This is a genomic window from Actinomycetospora sp. NBRC 106375 (assembly GCF_030269665.1).
In the GTDB taxonomy this organism is placed as follows: Bacteria; Actinomycetota; Actinomycetes; order Mycobacteriales; family Pseudonocardiaceae; genus Actinomycetospora.
This window is the reverse complement of record NZ_BSTS01000004.1, coordinates 98,312-114,909: the sequence shown is the minus strand read 5'-3', so window position 1 is coordinate 114,909 and position 16,598 is coordinate 98,312. Positions and strand designations below refer to the sequence as shown.

The window sequence follows — 16,598 nt, the reverse complement described above, 5'->3', positions numbered from 1 at the left end:
GTCCTGGAGAGGATCGGCCGAACGCGCTGAGCGTTACGGAGCACACATATCTCAGCGACTGATGAGGTGTCGTGGAAGCAGCCCCTACGGTGTGCCCGTGACCGAGAGGCGACGGCGACGGGTCGGGGTGGTCGTGCTGCTCGCCGCCCTCGGGGCGCTCCTGGCCCCGGCGGCGATCGCGCACGAGTCGACCCCGGTCGGGGTGCAGCGGATCGAGATCTCGCTCGGCGCGCGCGAGCTCGTCCTGACGATCACCGCGCCGCCGGAGGGTGGCGGCCGGATGCCGGTCGTCGTGCTGCCGCGCGGCGACGCGCCGCCGGGCGCCGTCACCCTCGCGGCGGTGCCCGCGGGCGGGACCCCGACGAGCCCCGTCACCGTGCCCGTCGCGCCGGCGGGGCAGCCGCACCAGGTCGCGCTGGACGCCGGGACGCCGGGGGTCTGGGACGTGGTCGTCGCCGACGGGACGCAGGTTGCCCGCATCCCGGTCACGGTCGCCGCCCCGGCTCCGACGCCCGGCTGGGTGTGGGCCGTGCGGGTCGGCGCGGTGCTCGGGATCGTGGCCCTGATCGCGGCGCTGGCGCTGCGGCACCGGCCCCGTGTCGCGGTGTCGCTCGGCGCGGTCGCCGCCGTCGGGGTGACGGTCGCGGTGACGGCGGCGGTGGTCGCGCCGCCGGCGACGTCGGCGACGTCCGCCGCACCCGCCGCTCCGATGCCGCCCGCGGCGTCGGGTGGACACGCCGGACATGCCGGCATGGCGATGCCCCCGGCCGATCCGATGCTCCCGGCGATGCCCATGACCATGCCTGCGGCCGGCGCCGTCACCGTGACCGCACGGACGGCGGGCCCGGCCACGGCGGGCGTACCGCTCGATCTCGCGCTGGACCTCACCGACTCCTCGACCGGCGCGGTCGTCGACGACCTCGCGATCCACGACGACGCCCTGGTCCACCTCGCGGTGATCGGCCCGGACGGCGGTCTGGCGCACGTGCACCCGATCCGTACGGCTCCCGGCCGCTACGAGGTCCGCCTCGCGCCGTCGGTCGGGGGCCGGTACGGCGTGTTCGCCGAGATGGAGCGCGCCGGCGACGGGGGCCACCAGGTGGCGCGCACGGCCGTCGACGTCGCCGGTCCCGCGTCCACGGCCGTCGCGGCACCGGGGCCGGGCGGGCGGGACGTGGCCGGGATGCGCGCGGGGGTCACGGCATCCGAGGCGGTCGCCGGGCGCCCCACCCGTGTCGGCGTGACCTTCACCGAGAACGGCGCGCCCGTCACCGACCTGCAGGGCTGGCTCGGGATGGCGGGCCACCTCGTGCTGCTCGGCCCCGGTGCCGCGGGCGTCCCCGACCCGGGCGACCCGGCCTCGGCGTTCGGACACGTCCACGACATGAGCCCCGCCGGACCCGCCGGCACCTACGGTCCCGAGGTCGCCTTCGAGCACACCTTCGCCCGCGCGGGTCGCCACGAGGTGTGGGTGCAGGTGCAGCGCGACTGGCAGGTCGTCACCGTGCCGGTGACGCTCGACGTGGCCCCGGAGACGCCGAGCCCCTGACCGTCAGGCGTACAGCGCCTCGGCGTTGCCGGCGAGGGTGAGCCGCCCCAGCTCGCCGTCGCCCATCGCCTCGGCCATGCGCGCGAGCTCGCCGGTGCGGTCGCCCCACGGCTCGTCGCTGGCGAACAGCACGCGGTCGTGGCCCACGCCGCGGCGCTCGATCTCGGCGGCGAGCCAGCGCGGCGCGAAGCCGATCGCCCAGCTGGTGTCGGTGTAGACCTGCTTGCCGGCCGCGATCCAGTCGAAGAACCGGCTGCCGATGAGCTTGATGTGCCCGCTCATGCCGCCGCCGAGGTGCACGAGGTGCAGCTTAACGTCGTCGGCGTAGCGCTCGACGAGCTCGCCGACCTCGTCGATGTCCGACGCCGCGCCCGGCGAGGTGTGCACGTGGACGACGCGCCCGTGCTCGCGGGCGGCGTCGAAGATCGCGTCGAGCTGGGGGCGGCAGTCGGGATCGCTCGCGCGGCCGCCCAGCAGGAAGCTGATCTTGATGACGCGGACCTCCGGCTCGGCGGCGAGGGCCACGGCCGTCGCCGTCATCTCGGCGTCCTGGGGTCGCGGCGAGGCCCAGATGCCGGCGCGGATGCGGGCGTCCTTCTGGGCGGCCTCGAGGCAGAGCTCGTTGAGGGCGAACGAGGCGCTCGCGTCCGGGACGCCGTAGTTCGGGATCGCGACGGCCAGTTCGGTGCCCTCGGCGTCGAGATCGGCGCGCAGCTCGTCGATCGTCGCCCGGGCCGTGATGTCCGGGTTCACCGGCGGGCCCCCGTAGAACGGGTACGCGGGAAGCACCCCGAGGTGGCGGTGGGCGTCGTGGACGGCGGGGACGGCGAGGGCCATGGATCGAGTACAGCGACGACCTGTTGCGGGGTCGTTGCGTCCGGACTACGGCGTGTGACGTGGCCTGCGGTCTGCCGGTGTCGGGCGTGGGTCGTGAGAGCGTGCCTCCCCGTGCGCACGGTGCAGGTGGTGGGGATCGGTCTGGGTGACCCCGGGCAGCTGACGCTCGACGCGGTCGAGGCGCTCGGCGGGGTGGACGTGGTGGTGCTGCTGCACAAGCCGGGTCCGGCCGACGAGCTGACCGCGATCCGGGCGAAGATCGTCGAACGCTTCGCCCCGCGGGCCCGGGTGGTCGAGCGCGACGACGCCGTTCGCGACCGGACGTCCCCCGACTACGAGGGCGCGACCGAGCGCTGGCGCGACGAGCGGGCGACGCTCTACGAGCAGACCCTGCTCGACGAGGTCCCCGACGGCGGCTCCTGCGCGCTGCTCGTGTGGGGCGACCCGGCGATCTACGACGGCACCGTCGAGATGCTCCACCGCCTCGACGCCCGCGGCCGCGTCGCCCTCGACTGGCGGGTGGTGCCCGGCCTCGGCGCGCCGTCGGTGCTGGCCGCCGCGCACCGCACGACGCTGACCCGCACCGCCCGCGCCGCGACGATCACCCCGGCCCGCCGGGTGCTCGACGACAGCGTCGACTCCGGCGAGGCCGACCTCTGCGTCATGCTCGACGGATCGAGGCACCACGGCCTGGAGCACCTGCCCGACGACGCCACCGTCTACTGGGGCGCCTACGTCGGCACGCCGGACGAGGTGCTCCTCGCCGGACGGGTGGCCGATGTCCGCGAGGAGATCCTCGCGGCGCGCGCCGAGCACCGGGAGCGCAAGGGCTGGATCATGGACACCTACCTCGTGCGGCGCCACTAGTGGATCTCGAGGAGACCTACCGCGCCTATCTGGCGTGCCTCAACGAGCGGCGGTTCGAGGCACTCGACGGGTTCGTGCACGACAGCCTGCGCTACAACGACGCCCCGATGACGCGTGACGACTACCGCGACCTCCTCGTCGGCGACGTCGCCGCGATCCCCGACCTCGCGTTCGTCGTCGACCTGCTCGTCGTCCGCGGCGACCACGTCGCCTGCCGGCTGGCCTTCGACTGCACGCCGCGCGGCGAGTTCCGGGGCCTCCCGGTCGACGGTCGGCGGGTCTCCTTCGCCGAGCACGTCTTCTACCGCTTCGCCGACGGGCGGATCGCCCAGGTGTGGTCGCTGATCGACACCGACGCGGTCCGTCGTCAGCTCGCCGGGTGATCCGGGGTGCTACCGTCAGCGAAGCGGAACATCTGTCCGGAAGAGTGGCCCCGATGAGCGAGAGCGTGCCGACGCGCCGGGTCCGCGCCGACGCGCGCCGCAACTCCGACGCCCTGCTCGAGGCGGCCGCCGCGGTGTTCGCGACGGCCGGCGTCGACGCCCCGGTCCGCGAGATCGCGGCGAAGGCCGGGGTCGGCGTCGGCACGGTGTACCGGCACTTCCCGAAGCGCTCCGACCTCGTCGCGGCCGTGTTCAAGCACGCCGTCGACGCGTGCGCCGACGAGGCCCCGGCGCTGGCCGCCGCGCACCCGCCGGGCGAGGCGCTCGAGCGCTGGCTGGTGCGCTACACCGACTTCATCGGCACCAAGCGCGGTCTCGCCGCGGCCCTGCACTCCGGTGACCCCGCCTTCGACGCGCTGCCCGCCTACTTCGACGAGCGCTTCGGGCCCGCCCTCGACGGGCTGCTCGCCGCCGCGGTGGAGGCCGGCGAGGTGCGCGGCGACATCGCGTCCGGCGACCTCCTGCGCGCCGTCGCGAACCTGAGCGGGCCGGCCCACGACGTCGGCCCGGACCACGCGCGGCGGATGACCGGGCTGCTCGTCGACGGCCTGCGCTACGGCGCGGGCTGAGGGCCCAGGGCGCGGAGGTTCCAGCGGCCGCCCCGGCCGGTCAGCGTGCACAGGTCCAGGGGGGCGACGTCGACGCGCCAGGCGCCCGCCGGGCCGGCGCCGAGCACGTGGGCGACGGCGGCGCGCACGACGGGCGGGTCGACGACGGCCAGGCCCACCTCGCGCTCCCCGGCGTCGAGCCCGTCCATCCACGCGGCGACGCGTGTCAGCAACGCGCTCACCGACTCGCCGCCGGGCGGCGCGGCGCCGGGGTCGGTCATCCACGCCCGGAGCGCGGCCGGGTCCTCGGCGGCGAGGTCGGCGGGCGATCGCCCCGCCCACGCACCGGACGCCGGCCCAGACGGCGCCTCCGCGTCGGCGGTCCGGTCCGGCAGGACGAGGGCGAGGGTCTCCCGGCAGCGGGTCGACGGTGCGCACCACAGGCGATCGGGGTCGGGCAGCCGTCCCGCCAGGGCGGCGGCGGTGCGCCGCCCGCCCGCGTCGAGCGGCTCGTCGTCCGGGAACCGCGCGGCACGCGCGGCGTCGGTGCCGGCGTGGGCGAGCAGGTGCAGGCGCACGGGACGATCTTCCTCTCCGACGGCGGGGCGGGCGGGATCGCCCACCTCACACCCGACACCTCATCAGGTGCTGAGACGTTGACGTCACCTCGGTGCGGACCTAGCGTCTCTCCTCGGTCGCCGCCCGTCGTGGACGGTGACGTCGTCGCGCCTTCCGGACAGGAGACACCTCGTGACCACAGCCGGTGCCGTCGCCCGCGCCAGGGCCACTGCCATCCCTGCCTCGCAGACCCTGCCGTGGCTGATCAGCGCCCTGTTCGTCGGGCTGGTGCTGTACTACTTCATCGGCATCGACGAGGGTGCGGTCTCGGTGTTCGGCGACACGAGCTACATCCACGAGTTCGTGCACGACGCCCGCCACTTCCTCGGCTTCCCCTGCCACTGATGGAAGCCCGCTCCTTCGTCCTGCGCGGGGTGCTCGCCGGCGCGGTCGCCGGCCTCGTCGCCTGGCTGTTCTCGCTCGTCTTCGCCGAGCCGCAGATCGACGCAGCGATCGCGTACGAGGAGGGCCGCGGCGAGGCCGAGGCCACCCTGGCGACGGCGGCCGGCTCGCCGCCGGCGGGCGGCGCCGAGGAGGAGATCGTCAGCCGCGGCGTGCAGGCCACCCTCGGCATCGGGGTCGGCATGGTGGGCATCGGCGTCGCGTTGGGCCTGCTGTTCGCCGTCGCCTACACGCTCCTGCACGGCCGGGTCGCCCTGCGCCCCCGGGTCCTCGCGCTCGTCGTGGCCGGGGCCGGGTTCCTCACGATCTACGCCACGCCGTTCGTGAAGTACCCCGCCAGCCCGCCCGCGGTGGGCTCCGACGAGACCATCAGCGACCGCACCGCGCTCTACCTGGTGATGGTCGTGGGCTCGCTGGTGTTCCTCGCGGCGGCGGTCGCGGTCACCCGGCTGGTCCGGGAGCGTCTCGGGCTCTGGAACGCGGTGCTGGTCGGCGGCGTCGTCTACGTTGCCCTGTCGGCGATCCTCATGACGGTGCTGCCGGGGCTCGGCGAGCTGACGATCAACGTCGTCGAGAACGGCCCGCGGGCCAGCGAGACGCCGCTGCCGCTGCGCGACGCGGCCGGCACGATCATCTACCCGGGGTTCGACGCGGACGTGCTCTACGACTTCCGCCTCGCGTCGTTCACCGCCCAGCTGCTGCTGTGGGGGGTGCTGGGCCTCGTGTTCGGGGGCCTGGTCGAGCGCCGTCTCGCCCGCGGCGAGTCCTCCGACCGCACCCCCGAGGTCACCGCCGCCTGACCCATGTGAGCAGTTGGCGCCCCGGTAGGGGCGCCAACTGCTCACATCACGAGACGGGCCACCAGGGCGGTGATGGCGCAGACGATGAAGCCCAGCCCGAGCGGGAGCAGCGTCGCCACGGCCGTCCAGCGCACGCTGCGGGTCTCGTTCCAGATCGTCAGCACCGTGGTCGAGCACGGGTTGTGCAGCAGCGTGAACAGCATCAGGTTCACGGCGGTGAGCAGCGTCCACCCGCCCGCGGTGACCAGCACCGAGCCGATCTGCTGGTCGTCACCGAGCTCGAGCATCACCCCCGGGGCGGCGCCCAGGGTGTTCGCGCCGAGGGTCAGGGTCAGCATGACGATGGTCGGGATGATGATCTCGTTCGCCGGCACCGCCACGAGGTAGGCGAGCAGGATGACGCCGTTGAGCCCGATCACCCAGCCGATCGGGTCGAGGGCCGTCACGAGGTGCGCGGCCACGCTGGCGTCGCCGAGGTGGACGTTGCCGATCAGCCAGATCACGGCGCCGGCCGGGGCGGCCATGACGACCGCGCGGCGCAGCACCTTGAGCGTGCGGTCGATGATGCTGGTGTAGAGCGTGCGCCAGACCTGCGGCGGCCGGTAGGGCGGCAGCTCGAGGGAGTAGACGGAGCTCTCGCCGCGCAGCACGGTCCGCGAGAGCAGCCACGACACCGCGAGCGTGACGCCGATCCCGACCAGCACGACGGCGATCACGCTGCCCGCGGCGACGAACCCGGCGAGCCAGGGCGGCACCACGGCGCCGACGAAGATCGTCCCCATGAGGATCAGCGTCGGCCAGCGGCCGTTGCAGATGCTGAAGTTGTTGGTGATGATCGCGATCAGGCGCTCGCGGCGGCTGTCGATGATCCGCGTGGCCGTGACGCCGGCGGCGTTGCAGCCGTAGCCCATCATCATCGTCAGCGCCTGCTTGCCGTGGGCGCCGGAGCGGGCGAAGAGCCGGTCGAGGTTGAACGCCACGCGCGGCAGGTAGCCGAAGTCCTCGAGCAGCGTGAACAGCGGGAAGAAGATCGCCATCGGCGGCAGCATCACCGCGATGACCCAGGCCGTCGCGAGGTAGACGCCGTCGACGAGCAGCCCGGTGACCCACCACGGCGCGCCGACGGCCGCGAAGACCTCGAGCAGCCACCCGTGGACGTCGTCGACCAGCAGGTCGTAGAGCAGTTCGGACGGCACGGCCGCGCCGGCGATCGTGAACCAGAAGACCCCGAAGAACAGCACGCCCATCGCCAGGAAGCCCCACACATGGTGGGTCAGCACGCGGTCGAGCGCGCGGTCGACGGTCAGGCGGGCCCGCACCCCGTCGCGGTCGACGCTGGTGGCAGCCATGCGCGCGGCGTCGGTGTAGAGGGACTCGACCACGCGGTCGCGGAAGTCCTCGGGCAGGCCGTCGCGCAGCCGCGTGGCGTCGTCGAGGAGGTCGGAGGTCATGCTGCGCCTCCCGCGGCCTCCAGCGGCGGTGCCCCGGCGAGCTCGCCGAGCGTCCCGGCCCGCACCGCCTCCTCGATCCCCGGGTCGCCCTCGAGCAGGCGCAGCGCGACCCAGCGGGCGTTCGGGACGCCCGGGAAGCGGGCCTCGACGCGCGCCGCGAGCGCGGCCACGGCCTCCTCGAGCTGGGGGTCGTGGTGCACGAGCGCCAGGGGCTCCGGCGGGTCGTCGGTGGTCGCCGTCCCGGCGATCGCGGCGAGCAGCTCGGGCAGGCCGTCGCCGCGCCGCGCGGCCGTCGCGACCACCGGCACCCCGAGCTCGCGGCTCAGGTGGCGCGTGTCGACGGTGATGCCGTGGCGGCGGGCCTCGTCGACGAGGTTGAGGGCGACGACGACGCGGCCGGTGATCTGGCGGACCTGCAGCACGAGCGGGAGGTTGCGCTCGAGGCGCGTCGCGTCGACGACGACCACGGTGACGTCCGGCCGCCCGAACAGCAGCGCGTCACGGGCGACGTCCTCGTCGGTGCTGGTCGAGAGCAGCGAGTACGTCCCGGGCAGGTCGACGATCCGGTATTTCGCCCCGCCGTAGGTGAAGCCGCCCTCGGCGCGGGAGACGGTCTTGCCCGACCAGTTGCCGACGTGCTGGCGCAGGCCGGTCAGGGCGTTGAAGACGGTGCTCTTACCGGTGTTCGGGTTGCCGGCCAGGGCGACGACGTGGTCGTGCCGGCCGGGAGCGAGGCCGAGCCGCTGGAGACGGCCGGGACTCGCCTGCGCGCACGAGCCGCAGGGCCCCGCCGCCGGCGGCGCGTCGTCCGGCGGCCCGACCCCCGGTGAGGGCAGCGGGGCCGCCACGGCTCAGTGCTCCTCGAGCTCGACGTGGACGGTGCGCGCCTGCTGCGCGCGCAGGACCACGAGCGTGCCGCGGACCTCGTAGGCGACGGGGTCGCCGAGCGGGCTGGTGAGCTCGGGCGCGATCGCGGCGCCGGGCAGCAGGCCCAGGTCCATCAGGCGGCGGCGTTCGGCACCCCGGGTGTCCAGCGCGGTGACGACACCGCGCCGGTCCCGGGGCATCTCGTCGAGCGTCATGGGCCACCCCTGGCTCCGCACCCGTGTTCGTCGCACCGGTGCACGAAAGTTCGGCTGGCCGAACTCTACGATGCGGAGCCCCGACGGAACACCCCTTCGACCACATCGCCGAGCCAGAGGGCGTCGGCGAGCTCCGGGCCGAGGTCGATCTCGCGCGGCGCGTCCGGCGTCGTGAGCTGCACGAGGAACGGGCCGCCGAACGGCCGCCGGGTCACCAGTCCGATCGACACACCGAGCTCGATCTCCTGGTCGCGCAGCCAGGCGAGCATCTCGGGGTCCCCGTCGTCCACCCGGACGAGACGACCCCGGTCGCCGGGTTCGAGCGTGGCCAGCCGCCGGCCCGCGAACGGCGCGACCGTGCCGTCGGCGGCCGGGATGGGGTCGCCGTGCGGGTCGAACCGGGGGTGGCCGAGCCGGGTGTCCATCCGGTCCAGCAGCGTCGGGGACACCGCGTGCTCCAGCACCTCGGCCTCGACGTGCACCTCGTCCCAGCCGTAGCCGAGCTCGTGGACGAGGTAGGTCTCGAGCAGCCGGTGACGGCGCACCACGTCGAGCGCCGCGCGCGTGCCGGCGTCGGTGAGGCGGACACCGCCGTAGGGCCGGTGCTCGACGAGGCCCTGGTCGGCGAGCTTGCGCAGCATCCCCGACACCGACGACGCGCCGATGCCCAGCCGCTTGGCCAGCGCCGTCGTCGACGCCGGGCCCTCGCCGCGCTCGTCGACCGCGTAGATCGCCTTGATGTAGTCGTCGACGGCCGCCGTGCGCTGCGCGTCGGACCCGGCCATGACCCTGAGGGTAGCGGCGCGCGGAGACCGGCCGGTGACGCGGCGACATGGCCCTGTGAACATCCGGGACGCCGACGCATGAGTTAGGACAGCCTTACTCCGAGGTCGCCGGAAGCTATCCTCCGGTGCCATGGGTGACGTGCTGGACCGGGCGCGCGAGCTGGCCGCCGACGTGCTCGCGCCGGCCGCGGACGAGGTGGACGCCACCGCGACGATCCCCGAGGGCCACTTCCGGGCGCTCGCCGACGCGGGCTTCTACGGCCTCGCCGTCGTTGACGACGTGCCCTTCGACGACTTCCTGGGCGCCGTCGAGACCCTGGCCGGTGCCTGCCTGACCACCACGTTCACGTGGATGCAGCACCATGGCGTCGCCCGCGCGCTGGCGTCGACCGACCGCGCCGACCTGCGGGAACGCCACCTCGCCGCCGCGGTGCGCGGCGAGACCCGCTGCGGTGTCGCGTTCGCCGGCGCGATCCCGCAGCCGCCGAAGCTCCTGGCCACCCGCGTCGACGGGGGCTGGCGCCTCGACGGTGTCGCCCCGCTGGTCACCGGCTGGGGCATCGTCGACCTGCTGCAGATCTCGGCCCGCGACGCCGCGACCGTCGACGCCGGCGACGAGGAGGCGCAGGTGGTGGCCCTGCTGGTGCCCGCGCACGCGGCGACCGGCGTCACCGTGCACCCGCTCGACCTCGCGGCCGCGAACGGCAGCCGGACGGTGCGTCTCGACGTCGACGGCTGGATGGTGCCCGACGACGCGGTCGTCTCGCTGCGCTCCCGCGCCGCGTTCCTGGCCGGGCAGCACGTCAGCGCGCGCGTCAACGGCTGCCTGGCCCTCGGGGTGGTCGGGCGGTGCGCCGCGCTCGTGTCCGACGCCGGGGAGCCGGCGGCGGCCGCGGCGCTGACCGAGGCCCTCGACGCCGCCCGCAAGGACCTCGACGCCGGCCTCGCCGACGCCACGGCGATGCCCGCCGCCCGCGCCGCCGCGTCCGCGCTGGCCGTGCGGGCGGCCGCCTCGCTCACCGTGGCCGTCGGGAGCCGTGCCATCGTCGGCCGGCACCCGGCCCGGCGGCTGGCCCGCGAGGCGGCATTCACCCTCGTCGCCGCCGGCCGCCCCGAGATCCGCGCGAAGCTGCTGGGGCTCCTCCCGGGCTGAGACACACGACGACCCCCCGACCGAGGAGGGTCGAGGGGTCGCCGTGCGCCGCGCGGCGGACGCTTGTCGGAACGATCACCGCGCGAGATCGGGGGTGGGCTCAGGCGATGCGGAGCCCCTGCGCGTGGTCGAAGCGCTGGGCGGCGTCGGCCCAGTTCACGACGTTCCACCAGGCCTTGACGTAGTCCGGCTTGACGTTCTGGTAGTCCAGGTAGAAGGCGTGCTCCCACATGTCGAGCATGACCACGGGGACGATCCCCAGCGGCACGTTGGCCTGCTGGTCGTAGAGCTGGAAGATGCGCAGCTTGCCGGTGAGGGTGTCGACGCCGAGGATCGCCCAGCCCGAGCCCTGGATGGTCGTGGCGACCGCGGTGAAGTGCTTTCCGAAGAGGTCGAACGAGCCGAAGTCACGGTCGATCGCCGACGCCAGCTCGCCGGTCGGCTTGTCGCCGCCGTCCGGGCTGAGGTTGACCCAGAAGATCGAGTGGTTGATGTGCCCGCCGTAGTTGAAGGCGAGGTTCTTCTCCCACAGCAGGGCCGTCGTGCCGATCGTGTCCTGCTCGCGGGCCTCCGCGAGGGCGTCGACGGCCGTGTTCAGCCCGGTGACGTAGGTGTTGTGGTGCTTGTCGTGGTGCAGCTCCATGATCTTGCCCGAGATGTGCGGCTCGAGAGCGCCGTAGTCGTAGGGCAGGTCGGGGAGCGTGTACTCCGCCATCGGGTGTTCTCCCGTCCGAGGGTCGGCAGGTGCAGACAACGCTGAAGGGCCAGCGTGATGTTGTTGCCCAGAACTTGCAACTTTGACACTCGCGGGACACTCCTCGTCGTCCACGGGCCCGTGGACGCGTCCCGACGAAGGGGTCGACGAACCATGGCCGACACGACCGACCGCACCCAGGTCTCCACCGCTATGGACACGGCACTGGCGGCGCTCGCCGAGTGCGGGCGCGTGAGCACCGCCTGCGCGGGATCGATGATCGACATCGGGGGCATGGCGGAGGAGGTCCGGCACGCCCTCGACTGCGCCGACCTCTGCGGCGCGGCCGAGCGCGTCCTGGCCCGGCACGGAGCCCTCGACGACCCCGCCGTCTCCGCGGCGCTCGACGCGGCGACGACGGCCTGCCGTGAGAGCGCCCAGGCCTGCGGCGCCCACGCCGACCACCACCCGCACTGCGCGGTCCACTCGCGCTCCGCGACCGCCTGCGTCGAGGCCCTGGGACCGCGCGGGCGACCTGATCGCCCTCCGGGTCAGGCCACCTGCGGGCTGCACTGGCACGGCCGCCCGGCCTGGCACCCGCACCCGCAGGTCGAGGGGCACCCGCAGCCCGCCCGTACGGGCAGCACCCGGTCGAGGATCGCGTCGACGAGGTCGGGGGCGGGTTCGGTCGCCGCCGCGCGGGCGAGCCGGCTCACCGCCGCGGAGCGCTCGCGGTGCTCCCGGCACGCGGCGCAGTCCGCGAGGTGGGCACGGGCCTCGGCCAGCTCGTCGGTCGTGGCCTCGGCGTCGAGCTCGGCCGAGGTCAGGCGGCGGCAGCGCAGGCAGTTCACGGCGCCATGCTCCCCGATCGGGACGTGTCCCGGCCATCGGACGGCGCCTCCGGGCGGCGAACCGCGCCGCGCAGGACGTCGACGAGGAGGAACGCGAGCAGCGACACCCCGAGCAGGGGCAGGAACACTCCGACGACGACGGCGACCACCCCCACGACGATCACCGCGCCGGCACCGGGGCGCTGACTCCCGCCGGGCGGACCGGCAGGCCCACCGCGGGTGGGGCGGCGCTTCCACCACATCCGGTAGCCCCAGACGACCATGCACATCACGCCGAGGGCGAGCGCGGCGAGGAAGACCTGGCTGACCCAGCCGAACAGCAGCCCCATGTGCGCGTCGACGCCCCAGCGCGCGAGCTTGGCGGCCAGCGGCCAGTCGGCGAAGCGGACGGTGTCGACGACCTGACCGGTCCCGGGGTCGACGGCCATCGCGTCCCGCTTCTCCGGCCAGGACCGCTGGACCTGCGCGACGGTCCACGCCTGGCCCGCGTCGCCGGGGGTGATCGCGACCGGGTCGGAGAGCCCGGCGGCGCGGGTGGCCGCGAGGACGCGGTCGGAGGTGGCGCCGACGTCGGTGGCCGGAGCGGACGGTGCCGCCGTGGGACCCGGGGGCAGGGTCTGGGTGACCTCGGGGGTCGTCCAGTCGAGGTTCTCGCGCAGGGACGAGACGTTGTCGCCCGCGAACTGCGACCAGGTCAGGCCGGTGGCCGAGAGGAACAGCATCCCGACCGCGGCCCAGAGCCCGACCGCGCCGTGCCACGAGCGCAGCCGGTTGCCGGTTGCGGCGGAGGTCTCGGGCAGCAGCGTGCGGCGCACGCGAGCCTTGCGGCGGCGGCGCACGACCCACAGCGACAGCCCTGACAGCGCCAGCACCCAGAGCCAGCTGGCCGCGAACTCGGTGTAGACCCGGCCCACGTCGCCGAGGAGCAGCGTGCGGTGGAGCTCGTCGAACCACGCCCGCAGCGGCAGCCACTCGCCGAAGGTGTCGAGCACCGCGGTGACCCGCCCGGTGTACGGGTCGACGAACGCGGTCCTGCTGAAGTCCTCGCGGACGCCGGGCGCGTCGAACGACACGCGGGTCGTGCCGTCGGGCTCGCCCGGCGGCCGGATCTCGGTCACGGTGCCGCCCGGGACGGCCGCCGTCGCGGCCGCGACCTGCGTCTGCAGGCTCTGCGGGGTCCCGGTGACCTGCGCGACGTGCAACGCGTCGCGGTAGACGATCTGGTCGAGCTGCGGCGTGAGCGTGTACAGCAGCCCGGTGAACGCGGCCACGAGCAGGACCGGCCCGACGAACAGGCCGACGTAGAAGTGCAGCCGGCGCACCAGCGGGCGCAGGCCTCGCCACCACCAGTCGGCACCGCCCGGGCGGGCGGGCTCGGAGCGGGACAGCTCGGAATCGGGCGCGGCGTCGCCGGACGGCGGGCCGGTCAGGACCTGGGACATCCGTCCTCCTCTCGATGCGACCGGGCGGAGCGGCTCAGAGCATCGCCAGCAGCATCACGACCATGCCGGCGCCCATGAGGGCGTGGCACGCGGCCGGGTAGAGCCCGCCGTCGGCGTCGGTCTCGAGGTCCGGCGCCGGCGCGGGGCGGGCGAGCACGGCGACCGCGCCCGCCCCGTCGGCGACCGGAGCGTCGGCGGCCGGACCATCGGGCGCGACCGGTGTGGTCGGACCGGCGGCCGGGGCGTTCCGGCGAGCGCGGGCGGTCCGGACCGCGGTGACGGCGGCCGGCGCGGCGGTCAGGACCAGCAGGGCCACCGCGACCCACGTCCCGGCGACCGCCCAGCCCGGCGCGGCGGGTGGGGCCATGGCCGTCCCGGGCGCCATCCCGGCCATCCCCGCCATCCCCGCCATCCCCGCCGTCGCGTCGGAGGCGGCGGTGTGACCGCTGTGGCCGGCATGGTCCGCGGCCTCGGTGCCGCCGCCACCGCCCATCCCCATCAGCAGCGGCATGGTCGCGACCATCCACACCATGGCGGCCGCCATGACGGTGTGGAACGCGCAGGCCGCCCGGGGGGCCCGGTCCCGCGCGAGCTGCGTCCCCAGCACGAGCGTGAACGCGCCGAACACGACGAGCTGCACGGTGCCGCTGCCGGTGGCCGGGCCGCCCGTCCACCCCCACGCCATCGCGATCATGGCCATGCTCATCAGCAGGTGCAGCAGCTCGACCGCCCGGACGCCGGCCGCGGCGCCGGGGACGGCGACCGTCCGCGCGAAGCGTACGAGCGAGTAGGCGCCGGTGGCGAGGAACACGATGGTGAACGCGATCGACAGTCCGACGGGGAACACGGGACCTCCTCGGTGCGCCGTCGGGGTCGGCGCGGTGGGGGTAGTCGCCGTCGATCCCGGTCTGGTTCCCGCGACCCTCGATTCCGTCGGGCCGGTGGCGGGTGACCACGGCGACGGGATCCCGGCCTTGACCGGGCGCGCCGGGTCACGAAGCATGTCGTGACCGTGTCCTCCGACTGCCACGGTGCCGGGCCGCCTCCGGCATCCGGCCCAGCGGAGAACGCCGACGAGCTGACGCGGAACGCCCTGAACGCGCGGGCCGGCGACCGAGACGCCGCGCGGGCCTTCGTCGCCGCGACCCAGCCGGCGGTGTGGCGGTTCCTCGCCAACCTGTCCGACCGGTCGGCCGCCGACGACCTGACCCAGGAGACCTACGAGCGCGCGTTCACGGCGCTCCCGGCCTACCGCGGCGAGGCCTCGGCGCGGACCTGGCTGCTGGCCATCGCGCGGCGCGTCGCCGCCGACCACCTGCGGCGCGCGCGGCGCCGCCCGGTGCTCGCCGCCGCCCCGATCGACGACCCCGACCGGGCCGACGACGCGACGGTGACGGAGGCGGGCGACCACGCGGAGCGGGTCGTGCTGCAGCGCCTCCTCGACACGCTCGGCCACGACCGCCGCGAGGCGTTCGTCCTCACCCAGATCCTCGGGCTGGACTACCGCGAGACCGCCCGGGTGCTCGACTGCCCGATCGGGACGGTCCGCTCCCGGGTGGCCCGGGCGCGGGCCGACCTCGTCGCCGCTCTCCACGGGCCGGCGGCGGACGGGCCGGCGGCGGACGGGCCGGCGTCGCTCGTGGTCCCGGAGGCGCACGGCTGAGGTGCCGCCTCGTCGGCTGCCGGCTCGCTGGTCGGGACGTCGCCGACGAGTGTCGCGGGACGCCACCCGCGCAGCGAGCTGAGGACGGCGATGCCCTCGGCGCGGTGGAGGTCGGCGGGGTGCAGGGTCCGCGCGGTGAGCTCGCCGCGCTCGAGCCGCACCGCCCGCTCGATGCCCGGCAGCGCGCCGGCCGGCAGGGGCGGGGTGCACCACACGCCGTCAGGCGCACGGCCAGGGAGGCGACGGTGGTCTCCACCAGCACCTCGGACGGCGGCGGGAACGCCAGCGCCGTCCCGGCGTGCACGTCGTCGAAGCGGGCGGACGGGGAGCTCACGGGCGACTGATCCTATCGGTGCGCTGCGCGCACGTGAGCAGTTCGGGCTGTTATGGCGGTCCGAACTGCTCACGTGCGCGGAGCGCACCGGCCAGCAGCTCGTCCAGCTCGATCCCGCCGGCCTTCGCCATCACCGCGAGGACGCTGGCCGGCGAGAACGAGCAGTAGAGGCTGGCCTCGAGGAACACCGGACGCCCGGTGGGGTCGATGCGCAGGTCGAACAGCGAGTAGTCCCGGCAGCCCAGCGCGACGTGCGCGCGTTTCGCCACGTCCCAGACCGTGGCGGTCACCGGGTCGTCCGGGTCGACCACCACGACGTCGGGGTTGTCCTTGGCGACCAGGCGCAGCCCGCCGTCGGAGGACGGCGCCAGCTTGTCGGCGTACCCGCGCACGGGACGTTCCCCGGAGAGGAGGTACTCCTCCAGGGGCAGCCCGACGAGCTCGCCGTCCCGGTCCAGGATCCCGCAGCGGACCTCGCGCCCGAGCGGGACGAACTCCTCGACGAGCACCCGGTCGGCGTGGGCGAACGCCGCGTCGAGGGCCGCGTCGAACTCGTCGGCCGAGCGCACGAGCGTCACGCCGAGCGAGTTGTCGGCGTCCTCGGGCTTGACCACCGCGGGCGGCGCGACCGTCGGACGTTGCCCGGGGTGCAGGACCTCGCCGGCGGGCACGTCGACGCCGGCCGCCGCGACCATGGCCTTCGCCGCCGCCTTGCGCGCCCCGATCGCCATGACCTCCGCGGGGTTCCCGACCACGCGCACGCCGAGCACGTCGAACAACGCGCGGTAGGACGTCATCCCGGGCAGGCAGAACATCTGCGGGAGCACGGCGTCGAGGCCGAGCCGGCCGAGGTACGCCAGCGCGTCGGCGGGCTCGACCGCGACGGCGGCGGCGATCGCGTCGGGCGCGAACGACGCCGGGAAGCGCCAGCACCCGTCGGGAGAGACGTAGGCGGGGTGGTGCTCGTACCGCGCGGGGTCGGTGTGCGCGGCCAGGCAGCCGCGGGCGTAGGTCAGCGAGAGGTCGGCGTGGAAGTCGCTCACCGCGGACCCGGCGAGGTGCAGCAGGCGGAGCGCCAC

General features: G+C 74.9%; 19 protein-coding genes and 2 pseudogenes. 9 read left to right on the top strand and 12 right to left on the bottom strand.

What is annotated here, in order from left to right; all coding sequences use genetic code 11:
• The first annotated feature begins 97 nt into the window (after positions 1–97).
• Positions 98–1,549, top strand: a complete 1,452-nt coding sequence (locus QSK03_RS08390) for a DUF8832 domain-containing protein (RefSeq protein ID WP_285650371.1) — start codon at positions 98–100, stop codon at positions 1,547–1,549.
• Positions 1,550–1,552: 3 nt separating this feature from the next.
• Here QSK03_RS08390 and QSK03_RS08385 read toward each other — a convergent pair whose 3' ends face one another.
• Positions 1,553–2,386, bottom strand: coding sequence for an amidohydrolase family protein (locus QSK03_RS08385; RefSeq protein ID WP_285650370.1), 834 nt, complete (start codon positions 2,384–2,386; stop codon positions 1,553–1,555).
• A 111-nt stretch (positions 2,387–2,497) separates the two neighbouring features.
• Between QSK03_RS08385 and cobF the strand changes: the two genes are divergently transcribed.
• Genes cobF through QSK03_RS08370 form a run of 3 tightly spaced genes read left to right on the top strand, consistent with a single transcriptional unit; the run spans position 2,498 to position 4,265 of the window.
• Positions 2,498–3,253: a precorrin-6A synthase (deacetylating) gene (cobF, locus tag QSK03_RS08380; protein WP_285650369.1), complete on the top strand. Its 756-nt coding sequence runs from the start codon at positions 2,498–2,500 to the stop codon at positions 3,251–3,253.
• Positions 3,253–3,636 carry an ester cyclase gene (locus tag QSK03_RS08375; protein ID WP_285650368.1) on the top strand — a complete coding sequence of 128 codons (384 nt, stop codon included), beginning with the start codon at positions 3,253–3,255 and terminating at the stop codon, positions 3,634–3,636. The genes cobF and QSK03_RS08375 overlap by 1 nt, the downstream gene beginning before the upstream one ends.
• 53 nt (positions 3,637–3,689) lie before the next feature.
• Positions 3,690–4,265 (top strand): TetR/AcrR family transcriptional regulator, encoded by a 576-nt coding sequence (locus QSK03_RS08370; RefSeq protein WP_285650367.1) that lies wholly within the window; start codon positions 3,690–3,692, stop codon positions 4,263–4,265.
• Here the strand turns inward: QSK03_RS08370 and QSK03_RS08365 are convergent.
• Positions 4,250–4,822, bottom strand: coding sequence for a histidine phosphatase family protein (locus QSK03_RS08365; protein ID WP_285650366.1), 573 nt, complete (start codon positions 4,820–4,822; stop codon positions 4,250–4,252). The two genes, QSK03_RS08370 and QSK03_RS08365, sit on opposite strands and share 16 nt — an antisense overlap.
• A gap of 172 nt (positions 4,823–4,994) precedes the next feature.
• On the opposite strand from QSK03_RS08365, the gene QSK03_RS08360 reads away from it, so the two are divergent.
• Positions 4,995–5,207: a CbtB domain-containing protein gene (locus tag QSK03_RS08360; protein ID WP_285650365.1), complete on the top strand. Its 213-nt coding sequence runs from the start codon at positions 4,995–4,997 to the stop codon at positions 5,205–5,207.
• Positions 5,207–6,064 carry a CbtA family protein gene (locus QSK03_RS08355; protein WP_285650363.1) on the top strand — a complete coding sequence of 286 codons (858 nt, stop codon included), beginning with the start codon at positions 5,207–5,209 and terminating at the stop codon, positions 6,062–6,064. Before QSK03_RS08360 ends, QSK03_RS08355 begins: the two co-directional genes overlap by 1 nt.
• Before the next feature lie 41 nt (positions 6,065–6,105).
• On the opposite strand, the gene QSK03_RS08350 is transcribed toward QSK03_RS08355, so the two are convergent.
• From QSK03_RS08350 to QSK03_RS08335, 4 genes are all read right to left on the bottom strand, one after another.
• Positions 6,106–7,515 (bottom strand): nucleoside recognition domain-containing protein, encoded by a 1,410-nt coding sequence (locus tag QSK03_RS08350; RefSeq protein ID WP_285650360.1) that lies wholly within the window; start codon positions 7,513–7,515, stop codon positions 6,106–6,108.
• Positions 7,512–8,363: a FeoB small GTPase domain-containing protein gene (locus QSK03_RS08345; RefSeq protein ID WP_285650358.1), complete on the bottom strand. Its 852-nt coding sequence runs from the start codon at positions 8,361–8,363 to the stop codon at positions 7,512–7,514. Before QSK03_RS08345 ends, QSK03_RS08350 begins: the two co-directional genes overlap by 4 nt.
• Positions 8,364–8,366: 3 nt before the next feature.
• Positions 8,367–8,597: a FeoA family protein gene (locus QSK03_RS08340; protein ID WP_285650355.1), complete on the bottom strand. Its 231-nt coding sequence runs from the start codon at positions 8,595–8,597 to the stop codon at positions 8,367–8,369.
• Positions 8,598–8,662: 65 nt separating this feature from the next.
• Positions 8,663–9,382, bottom strand: a complete 720-nt coding sequence (locus tag QSK03_RS08335; protein ID WP_285650354.1) for a metal-dependent transcriptional regulator — start codon at positions 9,380–9,382, stop codon at positions 8,663–8,665.
• Between the two features lie 130 nt (positions 9,383–9,512).
• On the opposite strand from QSK03_RS08335, the gene QSK03_RS08330 reads away from it, so the two are divergent.
• Positions 9,513–10,535 carry an acyl-CoA dehydrogenase family protein gene (locus QSK03_RS08330; RefSeq protein WP_285650351.1) on the top strand — a complete coding sequence of 341 codons (1,023 nt, stop codon included), beginning with the start codon at positions 9,513–9,515 and terminating at the stop codon, positions 10,533–10,535.
• A gap of 100 nt (positions 10,536–10,635) precedes the next feature.
• Here QSK03_RS08330 and QSK03_RS08325 read toward each other — a convergent pair whose 3' ends face one another.
• Positions 10,636–11,250, bottom strand: coding sequence for a superoxide dismutase (locus QSK03_RS08325; protein WP_285650349.1), 615 nt, complete (start codon positions 11,248–11,250; stop codon positions 10,636–10,638).
• Between the two features lie 57 nt (positions 11,251–11,307).
• Here QSK03_RS08325 and QSK03_RS33405 point away from each other — a divergent pair.
• Positions 11,308–11,730: pseudogene (locus QSK03_RS33405) on the top strand (four-helix bundle copper-binding protein); the annotation flags it as partial.
• 50 nt (positions 11,731–11,780) lie between these two features.
• On the opposite strand, the gene QSK03_RS08320 reads toward QSK03_RS33405, so the two are convergent.
• Genes QSK03_RS08320 through QSK03_RS08310 form a run of 3 tightly spaced genes read right to left on the bottom strand, consistent with a single transcriptional unit; the run spans position 11,781 to position 14,369 of the window.
• The gene (locus tag QSK03_RS08320; protein WP_285650346.1) at positions 11,781–12,080 is read right to left on the bottom strand and encodes a hypothetical protein; all 300 of its coding nucleotides are present in this window, start codon (positions 12,078–12,080) and stop codon (positions 11,781–11,783) included.
• On the bottom strand, positions 12,077–13,522 hold the full coding sequence (locus QSK03_RS08315; protein WP_285650344.1) for a PepSY-associated TM helix domain-containing protein: 1,446 nt from the start codon (positions 13,520–13,522) through the stop codon (positions 12,077–12,079). The genes QSK03_RS08320 and QSK03_RS08315 overlap by 4 nt, the downstream gene beginning before the upstream one ends.
• A gap of 34 nt (positions 13,523–13,556) precedes the next feature.
• On the bottom strand, positions 13,557–14,369 hold the full coding sequence (locus QSK03_RS08310) for a DUF5134 domain-containing protein (protein ID WP_285650342.1): 813 nt from the start codon (positions 14,367–14,369) through the stop codon (positions 13,557–13,559).
• Positions 14,370–14,534: 165 nt separating this feature from the next.
• On the opposite strand from QSK03_RS08310, the gene QSK03_RS08305 reads away from it, so the two are divergent.
• Positions 14,535–15,185 (top strand): sigma-70 family RNA polymerase sigma factor, encoded by a 651-nt coding sequence (locus QSK03_RS08305; RefSeq protein ID WP_285650906.1) that lies wholly within the window; start codon positions 14,535–14,537, stop codon positions 15,183–15,185.
• 62 nt (positions 15,186–15,247) lie between these two features.
• Here the strand turns inward: QSK03_RS08305 and QSK03_RS33115 are convergent.
• Both QSK03_RS33115 and QSK03_RS08300 read right to left on the bottom strand, forming a co-directional pair.
• A pseudogene (locus tag QSK03_RS33115) lies at positions 15,248–15,400 on the bottom strand (hypothetical protein); the annotation flags it as partial.
• A gap of 169 nt (positions 15,401–15,569) precedes the next feature.
• Complete coding sequence (locus QSK03_RS08300) at positions 15,570–16,598, bottom strand: D-alanine--D-alanine ligase family protein (protein ID WP_285650340.1); 1,029 nt, start codon at positions 16,596–16,598, stop codon at positions 15,570–15,572.